General features: G+C 70.9%; 20 protein-coding genes. 7 read left to right on the top strand and 13 right to left on the bottom strand.

Going from position 1 to position 18,963, the window contains the following annotated elements:
* Positions 1 to 61: 61 nt before the first annotated feature.
* Positions 62 to 334: a hypothetical protein gene (locus ACFY1P_RS20225; protein WP_390751383.1), complete on the bottom strand. Its 273-nt coding sequence runs from the start codon at positions 332 to 334 to the stop codon at positions 62 to 64.
* Positions 335 to 879: 545 nt separating this feature from the next.
* On the opposite strand from ACFY1P_RS20225, the gene ACFY1P_RS20230 reads away from it, so the two are divergent.
* Positions 880 to 1,824 (top strand): ATP-dependent DNA ligase, encoded by a 945-nt coding sequence (locus ACFY1P_RS20230; protein ID WP_390751384.1) that lies wholly within the window; start codon positions 880 to 882, stop codon positions 1,822 to 1,824.
* 164 nt (positions 1,825 to 1,988) lie between these two features.
* Here the strand turns inward: ACFY1P_RS20230 and ACFY1P_RS20235 are convergent, their stop codons facing one another.
* The 4 genes from ACFY1P_RS20235 to ACFY1P_RS20250 form a co-directional block, all read right to left on the bottom strand.
* Positions 1,989 to 2,522, bottom strand: a complete 534-nt coding sequence (locus tag ACFY1P_RS20235) for a hypothetical protein (protein WP_390751385.1) — start codon at positions 2,520 to 2,522, stop codon at positions 1,989 to 1,991.
* A gap of 85 nt (positions 2,523 to 2,607) precedes the next feature.
* On the bottom strand, positions 2,608 to 3,291 hold the full coding sequence (locus ACFY1P_RS20240; RefSeq protein ID WP_390751386.1) for a hypothetical protein: 684 nt from the start codon (positions 3,289 to 3,291) through the stop codon (positions 2,608 to 2,610).
* A 310-nt stretch (positions 3,292 to 3,601) separates the two neighbouring features.
* Positions 3,602 to 4,267 (bottom strand): hypothetical protein, encoded by a 666-nt coding sequence (locus tag ACFY1P_RS20245; protein ID WP_390751387.1) that lies wholly within the window; start codon positions 4,265 to 4,267, stop codon positions 3,602 to 3,604.
* A gap of 303 nt (positions 4,268 to 4,570) precedes the next feature.
* Positions 4,571 to 5,299: a hypothetical protein gene (locus ACFY1P_RS20250; RefSeq protein ID WP_390751388.1), complete on the bottom strand. Its 729-nt coding sequence runs from the start codon at positions 5,297 to 5,299 to the stop codon at positions 4,571 to 4,573.
* Positions 5,300 to 5,656: 357 nt separating this feature from the next.
* Here ACFY1P_RS20250 and ACFY1P_RS20255 point away from each other — a divergent pair, with 357 nt between their 5' ends.
* Positions 5,657 to 6,373, top strand: coding sequence for a prepilin peptidase (locus ACFY1P_RS20255; RefSeq protein ID WP_390751389.1), 717 nt, complete (start codon positions 5,657 to 5,659; stop codon positions 6,371 to 6,373).
* A gap of 87 nt (positions 6,374 to 6,460) precedes the next feature.
* Here the strand turns inward: ACFY1P_RS20255 and ACFY1P_RS20260 are convergent, their stop codons facing one another.
* Positions 6,461 to 6,691, bottom strand: coding sequence for a DUF397 domain-containing protein (locus tag ACFY1P_RS20260; RefSeq protein WP_390751390.1), 231 nt, complete (start codon positions 6,689 to 6,691; stop codon positions 6,461 to 6,463).
* Positions 6,688 to 7,590, bottom strand: coding sequence for a helix-turn-helix domain-containing protein (locus tag ACFY1P_RS20265; RefSeq protein ID WP_390751391.1), 903 nt, complete (start codon positions 7,588 to 7,590; stop codon positions 6,688 to 6,690). The genes ACFY1P_RS20260 and ACFY1P_RS20265 overlap by 4 nt, the downstream gene beginning before the upstream one ends.
* A gap of 282 nt (positions 7,591 to 7,872) precedes the next feature.
* Here ACFY1P_RS20265 and ACFY1P_RS20270 point away from each other — a divergent pair, with 282 nt between their 5' ends.
* The 5 genes from ACFY1P_RS20270 (at position 7,873) to ACFY1P_RS20290 (ending at position 12,978) form a co-directional block, all read left to right on the top strand.
* Complete coding sequence (locus ACFY1P_RS20270; RefSeq protein WP_390751392.1) at positions 7,873 to 9,276, top strand: transcriptional regulator, XRE family protein; 1,404 nt, start codon at positions 7,873 to 7,875, stop codon at positions 9,274 to 9,276.
* Between the two features lie 128 nt (positions 9,277 to 9,404).
* Positions 9,405 to 10,352, top strand: coding sequence for an asparaginase (locus tag ACFY1P_RS20275; RefSeq protein ID WP_390751506.1), 948 nt, complete (start codon positions 9,405 to 9,407; stop codon positions 10,350 to 10,352).
* Between the two features lie 28 nt (positions 10,353 to 10,380).
* The gene (locus ACFY1P_RS20280) at positions 10,381 to 10,863 is read left to right on the top strand and encodes a PPC domain-containing DNA-binding protein (RefSeq protein ID WP_390751393.1); all 483 of its coding nucleotides are present in this window, start codon (positions 10,381 to 10,383) and stop codon (positions 10,861 to 10,863) included.
* Positions 10,864 to 10,866: 3 nt separating this feature from the next.
* On the top strand, positions 10,867 to 12,219 hold the full coding sequence (locus tag ACFY1P_RS20285; RefSeq protein ID WP_390751394.1) for a hypothetical protein: 1,353 nt from the start codon (positions 10,867 to 10,869) through the stop codon (positions 12,217 to 12,219).
* 33 nt (positions 12,220 to 12,252) lie between these two features.
* Entirely contained in the window at positions 12,253 to 12,978 is a 726-nt protein-coding gene (locus ACFY1P_RS20290) for a 2'-5' RNA ligase family protein (RefSeq protein ID WP_390751395.1), read from the top strand.
* Between the two features lie 88 nt (positions 12,979 to 13,066).
* Here the strand turns inward: ACFY1P_RS20290 and ACFY1P_RS20295 are convergent, their stop codons facing one another.
* The 6 genes from ACFY1P_RS20295 to ACFY1P_RS20320 form a co-directional block, all read right to left on the bottom strand.
* On the bottom strand, positions 13,067 to 13,777 hold the full coding sequence (locus ACFY1P_RS20295; RefSeq protein ID WP_390751396.1) for a PP2C family protein-serine/threonine phosphatase: 711 nt from the start codon (positions 13,775 to 13,777) through the stop codon (positions 13,067 to 13,069).
* A gap of 110 nt (positions 13,778 to 13,887) precedes the next feature.
* On the bottom strand, positions 13,888 to 14,343 hold the full coding sequence (locus ACFY1P_RS20300; protein ID WP_390751397.1) for an NUDIX domain-containing protein: 456 nt from the start codon (positions 14,341 to 14,343) through the stop codon (positions 13,888 to 13,890).
* A gap of 96 nt (positions 14,344 to 14,439) precedes the next feature.
* A complete protein-coding gene (locus ACFY1P_RS20305) occupies positions 14,440 to 15,561 on the bottom strand; it encodes a DNA glycosylase AlkZ-like family protein (RefSeq protein ID WP_390751398.1) in 1,122 nt (373 codons plus the stop codon).
* 76 nt (positions 15,562 to 15,637) lie between these two features.
* A complete protein-coding gene (locus tag ACFY1P_RS20310) occupies positions 15,638 to 16,972 on the bottom strand; it encodes a B12-binding domain-containing radical SAM protein (RefSeq protein ID WP_390751399.1) in 1,335 nt (444 codons plus the stop codon).
* A 117-nt stretch (positions 16,973 to 17,089) separates the two neighbouring features.
* On the bottom strand, positions 17,090 to 18,106 hold the full coding sequence (locus tag ACFY1P_RS20315) for an aldo/keto reductase (RefSeq protein ID WP_390751400.1): 1,017 nt from the start codon (positions 18,104 to 18,106) through the stop codon (positions 17,090 to 17,092).
* On the bottom strand, positions 18,106 to 18,567 hold the full coding sequence (locus ACFY1P_RS20320; protein ID WP_390751401.1) for an ATP-binding protein: 462 nt from the start codon (positions 18,565 to 18,567) through the stop codon (positions 18,106 to 18,108). The genes ACFY1P_RS20315 and ACFY1P_RS20320 overlap by 1 nt, the downstream gene beginning before the upstream one ends.
* Positions 18,568 to 18,963 lie beyond the last annotated feature (396 nt).

Here is an 18,963-nt window from a genome sequence, read left to right on the forward strand (position 1 = left end):
TATGGCGGGTTACGACGCAGCGTCGTCACACCGGCGCCCTCAGCGGCCCGGGCCGGCGTGGTCAGCCGGCGGTGACGCTGGATACGGCTTGGGCTATCGCAGCGTCGAAGTGGGCGAGGATCGCCTCGGCACTGGCACGGTCCTGCTCGTTCTCGCCGTGGAGCAGAGGTTCGATGAGGTGTCTGGCGGCCTCGATGACGCCCGCGGGGACCGGGATGTGCTGGAAAGGAGCCAGGGCGCGGGCGGCTCGCTCACTGGGCCTGGGATCCGAGGACGGGATGATCGCGCGGACGCCGTTGCCGAGCGGTGTCCGGCCGTGTGCGGGGGTGGTCATCTGCGCAGTCTGCCGCACCATATGCAGGTGCCGGGGCGCGGGGCCGGACTTCGTCCGGCTCAACGACCGGAGCCCGGCCCGGGTTACGCACATGTCCCTAGTTGTCCTCCGACACGGAAGGTGGACCGTTTGTCACCCAAGTTGGACTGGCGTCCCGTACTCGTTCGTCGACGGCCCCCGCGCAAATGGCAGCTGCCGCTACTCTGTTGGGTGGCGCCGCAGAATTCGGGCACACGGCGCCAGGCCGTCTGCCTCGGCAGCGATGCCAAACCAGCACCTCCGGTTACCGGGGGCAAAGCGCCGTCGGGCGCCCCGATGCAACGGCGTCGCCGCATCAGCGGTGGCGCCGTTCGCAGGTCACCACCAGGTTCGGAGCCCTGTCCTACCGCACGCCAGCCCGTCGTGCTCCGGCTTGTCACCTCGGTCCAGCTTCGATGGCAAACGGTCCACCTTCCGCGACAGAAGACACCCGTGGGGCCGCGGGCGCGCAGGAGGCGCGGATCGCGTAGAAGTGAAGCGTGCACCTGTCGCCTCCCCTCGAGCCGATGCTGGCACGGCCTGTCCACGAGTTCCCTTATGCCGGGGCGGCCGGGCAGACCGCGTTCGAGCAGAAAGTCGACGGCTACCGTGCTCTGGTCTTCGCCCGGCCGGTGCCCTACGTCCAGTCGCGGCGCGGCGCTGATCTGGGTCCGGCGTTCCCGGAGATCACCCGGGCCGCGTCCGCTCTCGGAGTCGAAGCGGTTTTCGACTCCGAACTGGTGGTGTGGGACGGGCAGCGGCTCGACTTCGCGGCTCTCCAGCACCGGGCCCGCCGCCGGGGGCTCACGGCAGCGCGTGCCGCACAGCAGCGGCCGGCCCACCTGATCGTGTTCGACCTGCTCGAGGTCTCCGGCACCGTCCTTCTCGACCGGCCCCTGAGCGAGCGCCGCGCCCGGCTGGAGGAGTTGTTCGCCACCCTGAGGCTCTGCGCGCCCTGGGCACTGTGCCCGCAGACCACCGACCAGGAGACAGCCCGCGCCTGGCTCGACCCCGCCTGGGGCGCAGCCGGGATCGAAGGCGTCATGATCAAGGAATTGAGCTCCCGGTACCGGCCTGGTCAGCGCGGGTGGCTGAAGCTGCGGACCCGGACGACGGCGGAGGGGATCATCGGCGCCGTCACCGGCACCGCGACCGCGCCGCAGACGCTTCTGCTCGGACACCCCGACCCCGCGGGCGAGCTGCGTCTGATCGCCCGCTCCACACCGCTGCGCCCGGCGGCGTCGGCCGAGCTGGGCGCCGTCCTGCGCACCGCCGGGCCCGGCCATCCCTGGTACGGCCGTCGTTTCACGGCCGGCTGGGGCAGCTCCGAGCCCCTCCTCTTCCAGGTCGTCGTTCCCGAGCTCGTCGCCGAGTTCACCGCCGACACCGCCGTGGACCGGGGGCGGTACCGACACCCGGTGCGCTACCTGCGCCTGCGCGGTGACATGACCGTCGAAGACGTCCAGGGATAGAGCAGCGCGACGCTCGGCCGACCGGCCGACTCCACCGAGCGAGGACCGCCCGCCAGGCCGTGCCCGACGGGGCAGACCGCCAGGCGGTGGCCTCTCCATGGTTTCCGACCCGGAGGCATCCGGCGGCCCGGAGCATCCGGGCCCGGCGCCTTCCAGCCCGGTGGCTACCGCGGCGTGGCTGGAGCGGCAACTGCTTCCGCGTGGACGGTGAACATCATGGCAAGGCGCACGGGGGTTCGTCCGTCGCCGCCGGCCGCGAGGTCCCCGTCTCCGATGCCGTGCGCGAGCTGGACCACGGCCTGGCCCAGCGTCTGGCACACGCGGGCGAGGAGGGACACGTCAACACCCGCGCTCCGCAATGCCTCGAGGGAGCTGTCGAAGCCGTCCGACAGGTCAGCGAGCTCGCTGTAGGCCGTCAGCGCGCGGTCCCTCGCCTCTGACTGTGAAGCTGCAGTGATCGTTGCGAGTCCGTAGGCGACGAGAACGTCGTCGCGGGCCTGCGCGACGCGCTGGTGCACCTTGCCGAGCGCGGTGTCCGCCCTGCTGCCGCTCACGCCGTGACGGCCCCGGGACGCCAGGTGGTCACAGGCATGGGAGAGCATCTGGTCGGTGTGCTGGAGGCGGGAGCCTGCCCGGGCCAGCGCGATGACGTCCATGTCCAGGTCAACGAGCCCAGCCCGACGGGGGAACGCTGCCATGCCAGGTCCGGGTCGGGGACCCGTCACCTGGTAGCCGCCCTGCCCGGACCTGGCCCGCGGGCGCGGCCCGGACGGCGATGCTGGGTCAGGTGTTCGTGAGCTGCTTCAGGGCATCGGCGGCCGCCCGGGCGATGGTGGGGTCCGCGAGGATCGCGGTGGTCACGTCGTCGGCCGTGGGGCCGGAGGTCTGGGCAGGCACGGGACGGCACACCCGGGGCTCCAGCTGGTCCAGGAGGCCGGTCAGGGTGTCGCATTCGGCGGCTTCATCGCCCTGGCCGCGTGTGGTGAGTTCCGTGCGCAGCGCGGTGATGGCGGCTCGCAGGCCGCGGAAAACGGTGCTCATGTGCTGCGGGCGGCGAGCGACCGCGAGGGCGCGGTACTTCTGCGTGGGCTCGTAGGCCTTGCCCAGGCAGCGTACGGCCTCGGCGATGTGCCGCTGCGCGCCGAAGAGGTTCTCGCCGGCATCGACGAGGGAGGGGAGGCTGAAGTAGTCCTTGCCGTCGGCATCCTGGGAGGCCTGACCGCTCAGGCCGAGGGCCTGCTTCCCGTGGACGGTGGCTACCAGCTCCAGCCCTTGCACCAGTTGGATGCTCGCGTCCGCCAGGCTCTGCTTCATGCGCCGTAGCGTCCCGAGCCGCTCCTTGGCGCTGGTCCCCCGCGTCTCCGTGGCCAGGGCCTGGTGCTCGGCACCGAGGTGCTGGTACGCCGTCAGCAGTGCCTCGGAGATCACTTGCATGCCGCCTTCGGGGGCGGTGGTCTGCTGGTGCACGGGCAACCTCCGGGATTCGACCACGCGGCGAGTGGGCGCGGCGACGCATGCGGTGATGCGTCTGGTGACCGCGCCGCCGCGTTCAACGGACTCCGGGGAGTATCGTCACCGCCCACCTTGATCAGGCGGCTTTTACCTGAACATGACCGACTGTCACCGGATCGGGCCAGCTGGTCCGGCAGCCAGGGCCCGGGGCACGTCGGCGAGCTGGCCCGCCGTATCCGAGGGCCGAGCGCATCGCGGCACCGTCCGGCGATCGCGTCGGCAGCTCCCGCAGCCTCAGCCGACGGAGGTCTGGGCTGGTCACGGATCACTCCGTGGCGGATTCCAGCGTGTGCGGGGCGTCCAGCCAGTAGAGCTCCCAAAACGATCGCGCCGTCCACCCAGCCAGGCTCGCTTCGTTGAGCGGCGCCTTCGTCGCACAGTCCCGGTATCCGATGCCGACGGCCCGCAGCGCCTCGTCCAGGCCGCCGAGCACCTGTCGGCGGGCGGCCTCGTCTTCGCCCTTCCACTGCACGCAGATGGTCGTGGGCGCCATCCCCTGTCGCGTCGCCGTCACCCCGTGCGGCATCAGGAACACCCGTGTCCACGGCTGGAGCGCTGCCAGGGCGTCGTGCAGCAACCGGGAGTCGTGCAGCAGCCTACGGCCCTCTGCCAGGGGAATGACGAACGCGGCCTCCGCGACGATCTCCTCTTCGCCCCTGCCCATGCGATAGTCCCTGGCCATCGCAGCACCCAGTGCGCGCTTGGCCTCATGCAATGCCCGGGCAGCGGTCAGGGTGCGGTACCCCCGCTCACCCCAGCCCGTGAGGAGACCGAGCTCGTCCCGTGACAGACCGCCGCGCTTCCAGTCAACGACGCGATCGAAGTGCCCGACCACGTCCGACACTTCGAGATCGGTGAATCCGACACCCTGCAGGTCCCGCAAGAGACGGCGGGCCGCTCGGTTCCGCAGGAAGACGCTCTTGCCGGCCAACGGGTCTCCCCATTCATCGGTATCCCTGTTCCACGAGCCGCACCGCTCACCCGCGACAGGGGCAGGAAGCGAAGCAGCCGTCATTCCCGGTTCCCCTCGCACCGCGCTGCTCGCCGCACAGGCACCGCACATACTCCCTGCCCCGGGCCCCGAAGACGAGCCCGGGACAAGCAGCAGAGCGCCCGGCTCACCGGCGAGGGCACGCTGCGGCCGCCGACGGCCACCGCCGGCCGCGCGGCCCAGTCGCGGCGGGAGAACAATGGAGCCTCCACCACATCCCTCCCCCGCCGGCGAACTGCCACTTCACAGGGCGCGCTGTTCGAGGCATGCCGGGCCGAGGCGCTCGAGCACCGCGGCGATGCGTTCCGTGCCGCGGGGAGCGATGTGCACAAGCGTGTGGGCGAGGCGGTAGCCGGTCTCCCAGGCGCCGGGCGCCCGGGAATCCACGGCGGCCAGGAAGGCAGCGACGGCGGTATCCAGGGCGCAGGACGTCGTCTGGGCCGGGGCCTGGATGCGGTAGCGGGTCTCCGCGGCTGAGGTGAAGTGTGCGGCGGCGCCGAGCCCGTCGTGGTCGAGCAGAGCGAAGTGCCCTTCCAGTTCACGGGCCATGACGCTGTAGGGGTGCGTGGTGCCGACGCCCCGTTCGAGGTGGTCCGTCAGGTTCCGGGCGGCCCGGCGTACCCGGGAGAAGTCCCCGGTAGTCTCCGCGGCCCGTACGGAGGCAAGGAGGGGGTGCCGGCCGAGCACGCCGTCGCTCCACCGCGGATCCACGGCCATCAAGGGGACGAGCTCGGGGTGCGCAGCGACTCTGGTGTGGCCGCCGTCGCCGGACATCAAGTAGGCGCTCACGCTCCCGTCAGGCCGCCCGACGCTGATCCGGACCGGGTATCCGAGCCGTGCGGCGGCCTCGCGCGGGACATGCCAGGCCTGGTGGATCAGGGGCCACAGCTCCGGGCCGGACAACAGCTTCCCGTTGGCGTGGACGCGGCCGCCGGGCAGGACCAGGACGGTGAAACGCGGATCGAACAGCACCCTGTCCACTGCGGCGGGGACCGACCCTGATATCCCGCCTGTCCTCTTCGCCACATCCGCGCGCACCGGCGCTCCCCCTCACACCGGGATGCCGGGCTGCCTCCGTGCGCCACGAACCAGCCACCCGGACTCCCCGGTTGTCGTCCTCAGTTGTCGCCCATCCGGCGAATCCGAACGGTATGGGACATGAAGTCTACGAAGCACCCGTTTTACGCCCGCCCGGGCACTCCGGCCCGCCCGGAAGAAGGGAGAGCCTATCCGTCCGGCCTCCGCCCGGACGGGATGTCGTACGGCTTCGTTACGCTTCACAGGCCGTCCACACCGGTGGCCGGAACACGCCGCCGTGGGGAGTGCTGGATGCTGGGAACCGTCGCTGTCGCTTTCGTGGCCGGAGCACTCTCCGGCGCCGCGGCCCGGCCCCTGGTCCTCACCCGCGCGGTCCCCGCCGGCGAACCGCCGCGCGAGAAGTGCCCCAGCTGCGCCACCGCCCTCCTCTCCCTCCGCCGCCCCGGCCCGCTCCTGCTCGGCCGGTGCCCCACCTGCCAACACCGGCTCCGGCCGACGCCGGCTGTACCCGAGCTTCTGGCGGGGACGGCCTTCGCCGCGATCGCCGCCACCGGCGTGACCGGCTTTACGGCCGCTGCCCACTACTGGCTCGCCGCTTGCGGCGTCGCCCTCGTCCTGATCGACATCGCCGTCCAGCGCCTGCCCAACATCCTGACCCTGCCTGCCTGCGCCGGAACGATCCTGCTCCTGGCCGGAGCCTGGCTCACCGGCGAGAACGGCAGCCTGCCCCGCGCGCTCACGGCCGCCGCGGCCCTCGGCGTGGCCTACCTCGTGCTCGCGCTCGCCGGCATGGGCATGGGCGACGCGAAACTCGCCCCTGCCGCCGGAGCCCTTCTCGGGTGGCACAGCTGGCCCGCCGTCCTCACCGGAACCTTCACCGGCTTTCTCCTCGGCGCCGTCGCTGCCATCACCCTGGCCGTCACCGGCAAGGCCCACCGCAAGCAGCAGATCGCCTTCGGTCCGTTTCTCCTGACCGGGGCGCTGTCGGTCTCTCTGTGGCTAGCCTGACGGCCCAACCTCACCTCGTACCGCAAGTCCTGGCCGTCCTCTGGGTTTCGCATGCCCATGGCTCCCGGCGAGTGCCCTACTTCGCGGCTACGGGCAGAGGAGGGCGTCGAAGACTCCGTCCTTGGCCCCCTGGACCCATGTGCGCGCTTCGTCAAGGGTGTAGATCTGCGGCAGGCGGTCGGGGTTCTTGGAGTCACCCACGAGGATGAATTCCCCTTGCCTGCCCAGCAGAACGCAGTTGCCGCCGCCCCCACTGGCGGTGACCCACTCGATGTTGGTCAGGTCGAGCTCGGCGGGGTTCGGCTTGTCCACTGTCACGCGTGCTGCTCCTTGCTTGTTCTTGTGATGAGCGCCCGGGTTTCGTCTGGGCTGAGTGCCCGCTGCCAGAGGCCTTTGAAGGCCGAGGCGTAGCGGGTGGTCTCGTGGGGGTGGTCGAGGTAGATCGAGGTGGCCATCGTCTCGACCCACACGGCGCTGCTGGTGGTCTTGGGGAAGCGCATGTGTACGAAGGGTCCGGCCATGCCGGGGTGGCATCCGGTGTTCCTCGGGAGGATGCGGATGTCCACGGTGGGTCGGGTGGATTCGTCGAGTAGGCACTGCAGTTGGCCGTGCATCACAGCGGTGTCCTGGATCGTGCTGAGGAGGGCCTCTTCGCCGATGAGGGCGCGGAAGTCGGTGAGGGCTCCGTCGTAGACCTTGTGCTGGCGGTCGACACGGATGTCGACCAAGCCTCGGACGGCGGTCGGTGTGAGTTCGGGGCGGAGGCCTTCGATGACCGCGCGGGCGTAGTCCGGTGTCTGTAGCAGACCCGGGATGATGAAGGGTTCCCAGTTCCAGATGGCTGCGGCTTGCCGTTCTTGCTTGAGGTATCCCTCGAACTGCATGGGCGTGAGCAGGTCGGCGTGGCGGAGCCACAGCTTGGGCCGGGGGCGGCCTGTGGGCGCGGTGTCCGTGCCGAGCAGGCCGAGGATCTCCGTTCGCTCCGCCGGGCTGGCCAGGTAGCAGTCCAGGATCGCGTTGGCCAGGTCTTCGCTCACCCGGGCGCGCTGGCCGCGCTCAAGGCGGCTGAGTCCGCTCGCGTCGATCTTGAGGTCGCGGCTGCGCAGCTGGTTGGCGACCTGCACGAGCGTGAGGTCGGCGCGGTTGCGGAGCTCTGCGAGGCGCTGGCCGACTTCGCCGAGGGTCAGCGAGCCCGGGGCGCGGGTCCCTTCCGTCATGTGCGTCAGTGTGGTGGCTGCCGCCGTCACCCGACAACCAATCCTTCCGACAATTTGTTGACCCATGTTGCTAAGGGCGCGGTACGGGGAGCATCCTAGCCAGACGTCACGAGGTGTGTGCGCTCAATTGCCCAGTGCTGCATATGCCGTTGGCGTACCGGCCGACGCTCGTCCCCGTCTCTCCGCCGGAGGAAGGTCGCGATGCCCCCCACTCTGTTCCGCCTGCTGCTCCAGGAGCGCGCGTGGGACGCGTGGATCACCTTCTGTGAGAGGTTCGAGGCCATGGCGAGACAGCTCGCCGAGGATGAACCTCGTCTGGGCACTGTCACGGTCAGCCGGGCGACTTTCGACCGCTGGTACTCCGGCGACTGGTTCGGCCGGCCTCAGCACGACGCCGCGCGGGTGCTGGAAGCGCTGTTCGGGTTCCCGGTCGCCGAGTTGTTCAGCCCGGCTCCGGAGACGATGCTGCCCCGGCTGTCGCAGGCGCATGGCCGCGGGGATCTCCAGGCGTCCTTGGCGATCAGTCGGCGCTGGCCGACTTCCCGTCTTTTTCTGTCCGCCGCACCCGAGGTGGCGGACTCCTGGGAGTTGCTGGGGCGCCGGGTGCTGGACGGAACAACGGCTGCCGTCCAGCTGCACCCGGTCATCGTCCGGGACGGCGCGGCCGTCTTCCAGGTCCTCGACCCCGGGTTACTCGAGGGCTTCCTCCGTCCGGCGCGGCGCGGGCTGCTGGTCGGTGTTGACGAGCGGGCGGAGGGCTTACGGCTGTATGTGGTGGATTCCCGGATCGCCCGGAACACGCTTGCCTCCAGGGCGGGCGAGGTGGTGCTGTCGGCGGCCCATGAGCTGGATGACCTGACCTACGGCATCCTGTGGGCTTTGGTGCAGCTCGATGACGGGCTGCTGGCCGATGATCAGGCTCTCGACGGCGGGCAGGAGGTTCTGGCGGCCTACTTGTCGCAGGACCGGTCGGCGCCCAGCCACATGGCTGTCCCCGGGCTCTCCTCGGTGGGCAGCAGCTGGCTCGGAAGTCTGTTCTGTGCCCGCCACCTTGGGCGGCACTTGCTCGACGTCGCGGGCCCGCCGGTGTGCTTCACCCGGGAGCAGACCGGTGAGGAAGCCGCGGCCTGGCTGTTCTACCGCCACAAAGCCGACTATTTGTACGCCCAGGCGCGGCGCTTCGCCGGTGGCGACCTGTCTCGGGTGTTCTGCGTGCCCGAGGCGGTGGTGCGCCGCAGCGGCGGCTACGAGCGGATTTTACTCCTCCTTGCCGTCGCGCTGATGGAACGCCTGGGGGTGCGAGTGTGGGTGACACCGCGTCCGGAGTTCGGCGCGGTGGACGGCTTCGCCCTGGTCCCCGGGCAGCGTGCTGTCCTGGCCACGTGGGTCCGCGCCGAAGGGCTGTGGAAGACCGACACCACCTCCGCACCTGCGGACCTTCGGCACTTCGAGGACGTCATTGCCGATGCGCGCACCGGCACGGTTGCCGCCGATGGGGAGCCGCAGCAGCGTCTGCGGGCGCTGGCGGACTACCTCGGCCTCGACTGGGGATGGCTCGTGAGCCGCTGTCGCGAGCTCGCCGCGCTGGGCGTCGCTCGGCTGATCCGGCCGCGCAGTCGTCTGCTGAGCGTGGATGCCCTCGACGAGGCCCTGCGATTCGTCGGCGCTCTCGCGCCCGGCCGGTGAGCCGCATGCCCAGGGCTCTCCCGCGTTGTACTGCGCTGCCAGTTCCGTCCCGTCTGCGAAGGGAATTTCCCGTGAACTCTGCTGCCCGCCGCCGTGTCCTCGTCCTCACCCTGGGCGGCACGATCGCGATGACCCGGGCCACCGCCGGCGAAGGGGGTGTGACGCCCCGGCTGGCCGGCGCCGATCTTGTTGCGGCTGTGCCCGGGCTGGATGCGGAGGCCGAGATCCTCGTGGAGGACGTCCGGCAGGTCCCCGGCGCTTCCCTGACCTTCGAGGACGTGGCCGCGGTGGCCGAACGTGTCTGCGCGGCCGAGGCTTCGGGAGTCGACGGCATTGTGGTCACCCAGGGCACCGACACCCTGGAGGAGACGGCGTTCCTGCTGGACCTGCTCCATCGCGGCCCAACGCCGGTGGTCCTGACCGGTGCCATGCGTCCCCCGCAGACGCCGGGTGCGGACGGGCCAGCGAACCTGCTGGCCGCCGTGCACACGGCCTCGAGCCCCGCGGTCCGGGACCTGGGCGTCGTGGTGGTCTTCGCCGACGAGATCCACGCGGCCCGCCACGTCCGCAAGGTCCACAGCACCAGCACCAGCGCCTTCGCCTCCCCCGGCACCGGGCCCATCGGCCACATCGTCGAGGGCGCGGTGCACTTGCGCGTCACTCCGCTGCGCGCGCCCTGCGTCGTCGCGCCACTGCCCCCGCAAGGCCAGTCGGCCCGGGTGGAGGTCCTCCACGCGGCACTGGGCAGTGACGGCCTCTTGCTGGACGGCCTGGAAGACCGGCTGGACGGGCTGGTTGTCGCCGCGTTCGGGGCCGGGCACGTCCCCGGCAACTGGACCGACCGCCTGGAGAAGCTGGCGGCCCGCATCCCGGTCGTCCTGACCTCCCGCACCGGCTCCGGCAGCGTGCTCAGTGCGACGTACAGCTTCGACGGGTCCGAGAGCGACCTGCTGGGCCGCAGCCTGATCAGCGGCGGCTCCCTCGACCCCTTCAAGGCCCGCCTGCTGCTGTGGGCCCACCTCACCGCCGGCTCCGACCGGACGGCCATTGCCGCCGCCTTCGCCGACCAGCACTGACCTGCCCCACAGCCAAGGAGACTGCAGTATGCGAGCCCGCTCGATCATCTGGGGCCGGTCCTTCGTCCTGATCCTGGACCACGGGGAGGACTTCTTCACCGCCCTGGGCGACTTCTGCCGGGAGCACGAGATCCGCTCGGCCCACATCCCCACGTTCATCGGCGGCTTCCGCACGGCCCAGCTCGTCGGCAGCTGCCAGCCCCTGGCCGACCCCGAGGCTCCGGTGTGGGACGAAGTCACCTTCGAGAGCCTCGAAGTCCTCGGTGGCGGCACACTGGCCTGGGACGTCGAGACCGACCGCCTGGCGCCCCATATCCACGTCGCAGCAGGTCTGAAGGCCGACTCCGCCAGCGGGCGTACCAGCCACCTGCTGGGTGCGACGGTCCAGTTCGTCAACGAGCTCGTCGTCCAGGAGATCCTCGCCCCCGGCCTCATCCGCCGCCGGGCCCCGGACCTCTACGACGTTCCGCTGCTGGGCTTCGACGACGCCACCGCTCCGGGCGGGTGGTGAGCGATGGCTCCGATCGCGCGGGTCACCCGCTTCTCCCTGGAGGTCCAAGACCGCGACCTGAAGTCGTTCGAGCGGTTCAGCGCCGCGTTCCGCAAGACGGCCCAGCACGCGGCGAAAGAGGAAAGCGACCCGGCACTCGCCCATACCTTCGTCTCACGGGCGACCTTCGCCCGGTGGATAACCGGGCAGATCCAGCGCACCCCGAACAACGCCGCCGCCACCGTGCTGCGCCACATGTTCGGCATGTCAGTCGAGCGCCTTTTCCAGACCGTCAGCGAGGAGAGCACCCCGCTTCTGCATCCGCAGGCGCCGATCGGCCCTGGGGTCGAGTTCGACGACCCGCTCCAGGTCATAGCCCAGGCCCGCACCCTGACGAGCTCGAACACCGATCCCGCTCTGCTGACGATGGCCTCCGCCTCGATCCGCCGCATCATCGACCGCTACGAGGTGCTCGGCCCCCAGCAACTGGCGGGCGAGGCACGGATGCTGCGCACCACGCTGCAGACCCTGATCGCCGGGCAGCAGCCTGCGGGCATGCGCACCGATCTCTTCCTCATGGCGGCCAAGGTCTCCGGGCTGCTCGCCTACATGGCCGTCAACGCGAACGCGCCCTTCCAGGTGGCGGACGCGTACTGCACCGAGGCCGAGGAACTGGCCGAAGCCGCCGGCCGGCCGGACGGGGAGGACGACGCAGTGCTGGGCCTGCGGATGTGGACCGCGGGTACCCGGTCGCTGGCCCTCTACTACAACCAGCGCTACGCCGAGGCCCACGCCGCCGCGCAGGCCGGCATCGATCTGGACCCGGGCAACCCCCAGGCCATCCGGCTCCTCATCAACGGCTGCGCCCGCGCCCTGGCCCGCACCGGCGACCGCTTAAGGGCCGAAGCCGCCATCGGCACCGCCATGGCCCTCTCCGACCGGCAACCGCACCTGCCCACCGGTCTGACCTCCTGCATCGACTTCGTGCCCTACTCCCCAGCCCGGACCCTGGCCAACGCCATCACCGCCCGCCTGTCCCTGACCGACTACGACCACGTCCACACCCACGCCGCCGAGATCGACGAGCTGATCGAGCACTCCGACTCCGACTGGAGCCGCGCCCTCGTCCGCCTCGACGTGGCCACCGCGCTCCTCCGGCAGGAGGCTCCCGAGCTCGAACACGCCATGCTCCTGGGCCGCCGTGCCCTGCACGCCGGCACCACCGCGCCCATCCGGTCGGTATGGCAACGGGCCAGCGAACTGTACGTTCATGCGGCCGAGCGGTGGCGCGGCGAGCCCGCCGTGGGCGACTATGCCGAGGACCTGCGGATGTGGCGCGCCCAGCCACAGGCCGCGCCTGTCGCCGTCACCCTCTGACGGCGATCGTCCCGTAACGAGGAGGATTCGGCAGTGGCACAGCACCCGGCCCTGGCCACCGACCAGTGCGCCTTCCCCGCCGTGCCACCCGCCGTGCTCGACGACCCGGACGTGATCGCCCGGCACGACTGGGAAGCCTTCACGGCGGTGGACCGCATGGTCAACCACTGGGACCGTCCGGGCTGGGAGAACGGCCAACGTGCGTACTACTGGCTGCTGACCTTCCCGCACGCCAGAACCCTGATCAACCGAGCGGGGTACTGCCAGGACGCCCTGCGACACCTGGAAATGGACGCCGTACCCCACGATGGTCTCCACGTGACCCTCACGCGCATCGGCCCCGTCGACCGGGTGACGGCAACCGACCTCGACCGCCTTGCCTCCGCGGTAGACGACTGTGCCCTTCCCGCGTTCCACCTGGACGCCCACCCTCTCGCCGGCTCCCGCGGAGCTGTCCGGTTCTCCCTCGCCCCCTGGACCCCGCTCGTCCACCTGCACGCGGAACTCAGCGCCGCGGCCCGCGACATCGGCCTGACCCCCGGCAAGCCGACCACCGGCTTCCGCCCCCACCTCGGAATCCTCTACAGCAACACCCCCCGCGACGCCCGCCCCGTCATAGACGCCACCGCCGCACTGCGGACCCTGCCGCCCGTCCCTCTGTATGTCGATACCGTCGACCTGGTCGAACTTCGCCGCGACGGCCGGACATACCGGTGGACCACCGTCCACAGCGTCCCTCTCGCCCCCGCCACTGCATGAACCCGTCGGCCAGGGACGGCTGTTGTGCGCTGCGACGGGCGACCCTGGGGGGAAGCTGATGGGATCTGGTGACGTTCCGCCGCCGGGCCTATGTGTGGTGCAGGAGCACCACGGCCGTGGCGTCGTCCCGGTATCCGCTTGTGTCGGCCTGGGCGGCGCGGACCAGGGCGTCGGCCAGGGCCTGCGGGGAGTCGGGGTGAGCGTGGATCAGGCCGTCGAGGACATCGCGGTCGAGGGCATCGTGCACGCCGTCGCTGGTGAGGATCACCAACGGGTCGGGTACCTCCGTGAAGTTTACGGTGCCGACCGTCGCCGTTCCCAAGGACGTACGTACCCAGTTGTCGTGCAGCGCGGCTTCCGCCAGCGAAGCCCCCTTCTGGCGCAGGTGCTCGCCCATGGTGTGGTCGATCGTGTACTGCCGCAGCCGCCTGCCGTCGAACCCCCAGGCGCGGCAGTCACCGATCCAGTGCACGCGGGTCTCCTGCCCGGGCTCGGCGAGGGCGAGCACGGCCACGGCGTCCGGCTCGACGGGGTCCGCGCCGGGGTCGGCGTAGAGTTCGGCGGCCGCGAGCAACCCGGCGAGCCCGCCCTTACGGGCTCCGACCCGCACCGCGACCTCGGCGGCGATCCGGGCCGCGGCGACGACCTCGGGGTCGTTGCCGATGCCGTCCACCACCGCCGCGGCGGTCACGTCCGCCACCGGGTACACGTGGACCGCGGCGGCGTCCGCGTTGTGCTCGCGCGTGCCCTTTCGGGTCGCCCTCGCCACCGTGATCACCCGAGCGCATGTCGTCGTCATGGGCCGGAGTCTGACGACCCACCGGCCACAGCCGCAACCGGCCGTCGTCCCGGTGGCCGCCGGCCAGGTCTTCGGATGGCGGGAAAGTCGCGCTGCGGGCGCGGCCGGGTTCAGGGTGTCAGCGCGGGCTCCCAGCCGAAGCGGGAGCGCATCCGGCCCTGGGCGATGTGGGCCAGGGCGGCGGCGTGGTACGGGACGGTGTTGTCGGGGATCGCGTCGAAACGGAACCAGCCCAGGCCGCCGCATTTGTCGGGTTCGGCGTTGTGCGGCTCGCCTTCCCAGGAGCGGGCGCGGTAGAAGACGCCGAGCCTTGGTTCCTCGCCCGGTGCGCGGTGGTCGAGGAAGTGCACGAAGTCGAGGCCGCCCGGGGGAACGCGGACGCCGATCTCCTCCAGGCCCTCGCGGGCGGCGCCGTCGTCGGTCGGTTCGATCTCCTCGAGATGGCCGGAGGGCACCTGCCACAGGCCGGCGGCGTAGCCGCCCTTGCGGAGGCTGAGAAGAACCTGGTCGTCGCGGACGAGGAGGATGTGGACGTCGCAGATACGGCGGTGGCGCTGTGCGGTCACGGTGGCAGTCGATTCCTCGCGGGGCCGGTGGAGTCACCGATTATGGCGTCGCCCTGCGCCCGGGTGGGGCGGATTTGCGTCATTGGTATCGCGGCGTCAGCACGGCTCGGTGCGCAGGAATGTCTCGGCGCGCTCGAGGTGCTGGTGGATCCGGCGGCGGATGGGGGCGGGCTGGGCTGCGAAGAGAGCGGATTTCACGGTGCGGGTGCGTTTGTCCCACTCCCAGGTTCCGGCGATCCGGCCCGCGACGGTGATGGCGGCGCGGACTTCGCCGATGGTGTTGAACGCGTGTGCGGTGTGGGCGGGGTCGTGGTAGCGACTGCGGGTGGTGAAGTAGCCCTTGAAGGTGGGGTCTTCGAAGGCGAGCAGCCGCACGTGGTCGGGCGGCAGCGGGGGCGCCGAGCGGATGCTCTCGAGGGTTTCCTGCGGGGCGAGGAGTTCGTGGGGCAGGCCGTTGATGCGGACGGGGACGAGTTCGCTGTGGAGGGCGGCGAGGGCCGGGGTGATCTCGGCTCGGGTCAGGCCCGTCCACCACAGCAGGTCGCCCTCGGCGGCCGGCCCGTAGGCGTGCAGGTAGCGGCGGAGCAGCGCGATGGTGGCCGTGCGGGCATCGGGGCCGGTGAGGGTGAGGCCGGGGTGGGCGTGCTCGAGGAGGGCGTAGTGCCGGTCCTCACGGTGGAGGGAGGCGGCGGCGTTGCGGTAGGTGATGTGCCCGGACTCCCAAGCCCACTTGATGCCCAGCCGTACGGCCGCGCTGTCCCCGTGGTGCTGCTTGGCGAGGTGGTCTTGCAGGTCCCGGTACGGCAGGGGGCCACTGGCGAGTGCGTCGGCGGCTCGCTGTCCCCAGCGTCTGAGCCCGGCCTCCGTCAGGCCGTGCCGGCGGGCGGTGGCGCGGGTGGCGCCCAGGCGCAGGCGCAGGGTGGCGGTGTGGGCGTCGGCGGCCTGGGCGAGGGGCCACAGGTGGAGGGTCCGGCGCATGCAGCGGATCTTCACGAGACTCCCGCCGGGGGCGAGGGCGGCGCGCAGCTCGTCGGGGGTGAATGCGGGGTTGCGGGTGTGGGCGGTGATGTAGGGGGTGAGCAGGCGTGCGGCGTGGAGGCCGGACTGGGCGGCGGCGAGAGCGGCGAGGGGAAGGGGGGTGGAGTCGGGGCCCCAGCCGTGGCGGGCGGCGATGGCCGCGCGTTCGGCTTGGGCGGGCAGGGTCACGCTCGCGGCCACGGTCTGGGGCTCCCTTGTGCTGGGCGGGGGTTGGCCGGTGCTCAGGTGCCAGGGCGGCACCTGAGCGTAGTGGGATCTACCGGGGCGCGGGGTGGGAAGGGCCGGATTCGTGGCGGTCGGGCCACAAGGTGGCGACGAGCGCGGCGAGCTCCTCGTAGCCGGCCTGGACGGCGGTGAACTGCTTCTCGGTCCCCCACCAGTGCTTGTGGTTGTGGTGGATGTGGTACTGGCTCCAGTCCCCGCTCCAGCCGGGTTGGCTGCTGGTGCCGTGGAGGTCGAACTCGGCCGGGTGGTCGTAGACGTAGGTCCCGGGCAGGGGGACGAAGCGGAAGAGGGAGACGCGGTCGATGAGCGGGGCGAGCTCGGTGAGCAGGTCGATGGTCTCGCCGGTGGTCTGCCGGTTCTCGCCGGGGTAGCCGTGGATGAGGAAGAGCTTGACGTTGATGCCCGCGGTGCGGCTCCAGCGGAGCGTGCGGCGGATCTGGTCGGCGGTGATGTTCTTCCGCATGGCCTTGAGGATCGTCGGGCTGCCGGACTCCATGCCGTATTTGATCTCCAGGCAGCCGGAGCGGGCCATGTCCGCCAGCAGCGCCTCGTCGACCGTGTCCACGCGGGAGAGTGCCGACCAGCGCAGCCCCAGGTCGGCGATGTTCGTGGCGATGTCGCGGACCTTGTTCTTGTTGACGATGAAATTATCGTCAACTATGGCAAACCCCTCGATTCCGAACCGCTCGATCATGTCGAGGAGTTCGCGGCGGGCGCTGGCGCCGGAGCGGTACTGGATCCGGGTCTGGGCCGCGGCGCAGAACCGGCAGGGGAACGGGCAGCCGCGGCTGAACATGACGTGCGCCATGCTCAGGTCGGTGTCCGCGAGGCGGTCGCTCATCACCAGGTCCTCGGCCGGCAGGAGATGCCGGGCGGGTAAGGGCAGGGTGTCGATGCTGCGCAGCAGCGTCCGCGGCCGCGTGCGGACGGCCTTGCCGTCCTGGAGGTAGCAGATGCCGTCGACGTCGTCGAAGCGGCGGCTGCGGGCGTGGCCCAGGAGCTGGAGGAAGGTCTCTTCCCCTTCGCCGATCCCGACCGCGTCGGGCTCGATGTCCGCGAGTGTCTGCTCGGGGTAGAAGTTCGGGTGCACCCCGCCCACGAGGATCAGCGGATCGCCGCTGTAGCGGCTGTCGCGCCGGGAGTCACGGATGACGCCGTAGGTGGCCGAGGAGGGGATGGTGAAGGCCACGGCATCAGCGCCGGAGAAGTCGCGGACGTGGTCGCCGTGGGTGACTTTGACGATGGAGACGTCGTGGCCGGCCTGTTCGGCGACCGCGGCGAGGTAGAGCACGCCGAAGGGCGGGAACTCCCTGCGCTTTTCCTTGAATCGGGCCAGATCGAGGACTTCCGGGTACACCAGTGCCACGTGCATTGTGAGCCTCCGGAGGGTTGCCGGTCAGGCGAGTGGACGTGGTCCTCTTTCGTTGTGCGCCGAGGGGCCATGCGGCCCGAGTCGTGAATCACGGACAGCGGCAGTGAACAGTCATCCGGCGGCCTCCCAGGCCGGTGGTGCGTCAGCGTCCTGGAGTCCGGCCCGTATCCGGGCATAGGCACTCTCCGCGACCTCGAGTTCGTCGTCGGTCAGCGGATCGCCGAGGCAGCCGAAGTTCTCCTCGGCCTGCTCCTGGTCCCGGACGCCGACGATGACGACGGCGTGGTCGGCCTTCTGCAGACACAGCCGCAGCGCCAGGCGGCTGAGGGTCCCCGGCGCGTCACCGAAGTGACCGCGGAGTTCCTGCAGACCGGCGGCCACCAGGTCGGAGGGCTGGGCACCGCCATCGCGCGGGCCGAAGGGCCTGCCGACGAGCACTCCATGGGCCAGGGGAGCGGCGAGCACGAGACCGACTCCATGGCGACGGGTGAAGGTGAAGAGGTCCTCGCCCTCGTCGGTCAGGGGCACGGCCGGGGTGAGGCCGTGGAACTGGGTCCACACCACGTCCGGCTGAATCGCTCGGAACAGCGAGACGAAGCGCGCGGCCTGCCGGCGCCACTCCTCCAGGGGCGCGCCGAGGTCCGCGTGGGGGCCGCGCATGCCGATCGCGGTGATGTCGCCGTTGCGGCGCAGGATGCGCATCTGCTCGATCGCGCTGTACAGGTACCGGTCGCCGGGGCCGAAGTCCAGGGACGCCAGGGTGAAAAGGTCGAGGGGCGGTTCGATGTAAAGGTTCTCGATGGTCTGCTCGAATTGGTGGTGGATGTGGCGGCCGGCGTAGGGGTGGGGGGCGGTGCCGCGGACCAGGCCGGTCTTGCTGCTCACCTGGAGGCGGTGGCCGGTCCACTCGCGCAGGAACTGGCCGATGAGGCGTTCGGAGTGCCCAAGTCCGTAGGAGTCGGAGGTGTCCAGAAGGGTCGCACCGTGTTCGGCCGCGCTCCACAGCCCGCGGCGCAAGAGCTCATCGTGGGGGCCGGGACGGTCGCCGACGGTGGCGCAGTGCACGCCGAGCGGGTGCACGGCCGTCTGCCGGCATAAGCGGCGCGCCGGGAGGGATGCTGCCGCCATCAGCTCGCCCCGGCCTGGGCGATGGACACCCGGACGATCTTGCCGCCGTTGTGTTCTTCCACGGTGCGGGTGGTGGAGTACAGGTCGATCAGGAAGAGCCCGCGGCCGCTCGCGGGGACGTCCTCGTCGTCGTCGGCGCCGGGGGGTGCGGGGCGCTGCGCGGGGCGTGCGGGGACGGCGGTGACGTCGGGGTCCCAGTCGGCGACGCCGACGGTCATGCCGCGCTGGTAGACGTCGACGAGGAGTTCGCGGGGGCCGTGTTCGGTGTGCCGGACGGCGTTGCCCACGAGTTCATCGGCTACAAGGGCGACGTTGTCGCGGCTGTAGCCGCCGTGCTCGCTGCACGTCGCACGTACCGAGTCCCGGGCGAGCTTCTGAGGGGCCTTCACGCCGTCGAGGTCGACGGCGTGGTGGTCCAGTAGGGCTCCCAGGCACGGGCTGGCGGTGTCTGCCGGTGGCACGGGCGTCTCCTCGCGATCCGAGTACGGCACGCCTCCAGCCTCTCCCGATGCCGCTGTCCATCGATACGGCATCTGTGCCTCATCTGTGCCTCATTTCACGGCTCGGCCCCGCCGCACAGTTGCCGACGAACCAGCCGATAAGGAGCTGCGGAGTTGTGTCGTCACGCGGCGAGATGAGGCACAGATGAGGCACAGATGCCGTATCGATGCGCAGCGGTTTCCGCAAGGCTGGCAGCCGGATCCCCGACCTCCCCTCCCTTTCGGAGTCCCGTCATGACGTCGCCGTCCCCGCACCCGCCTGGCCTGCTCGCGCATCGGCGCAGGCCGCCCCCGCACCCGCGCTAGAAGCCTTTGCCGCCCACAGCTCAGAGCGTCCCTGTTCTCCCGGTCCGGACA

Source organism: Streptomyces sp. NPDC001407 (assembly GCF_042895325.1).
Taxonomy (GTDB): Bacteria; Actinomycetota; Actinomycetes; order Streptomycetales; family Streptomycetaceae; genus Streptomyces.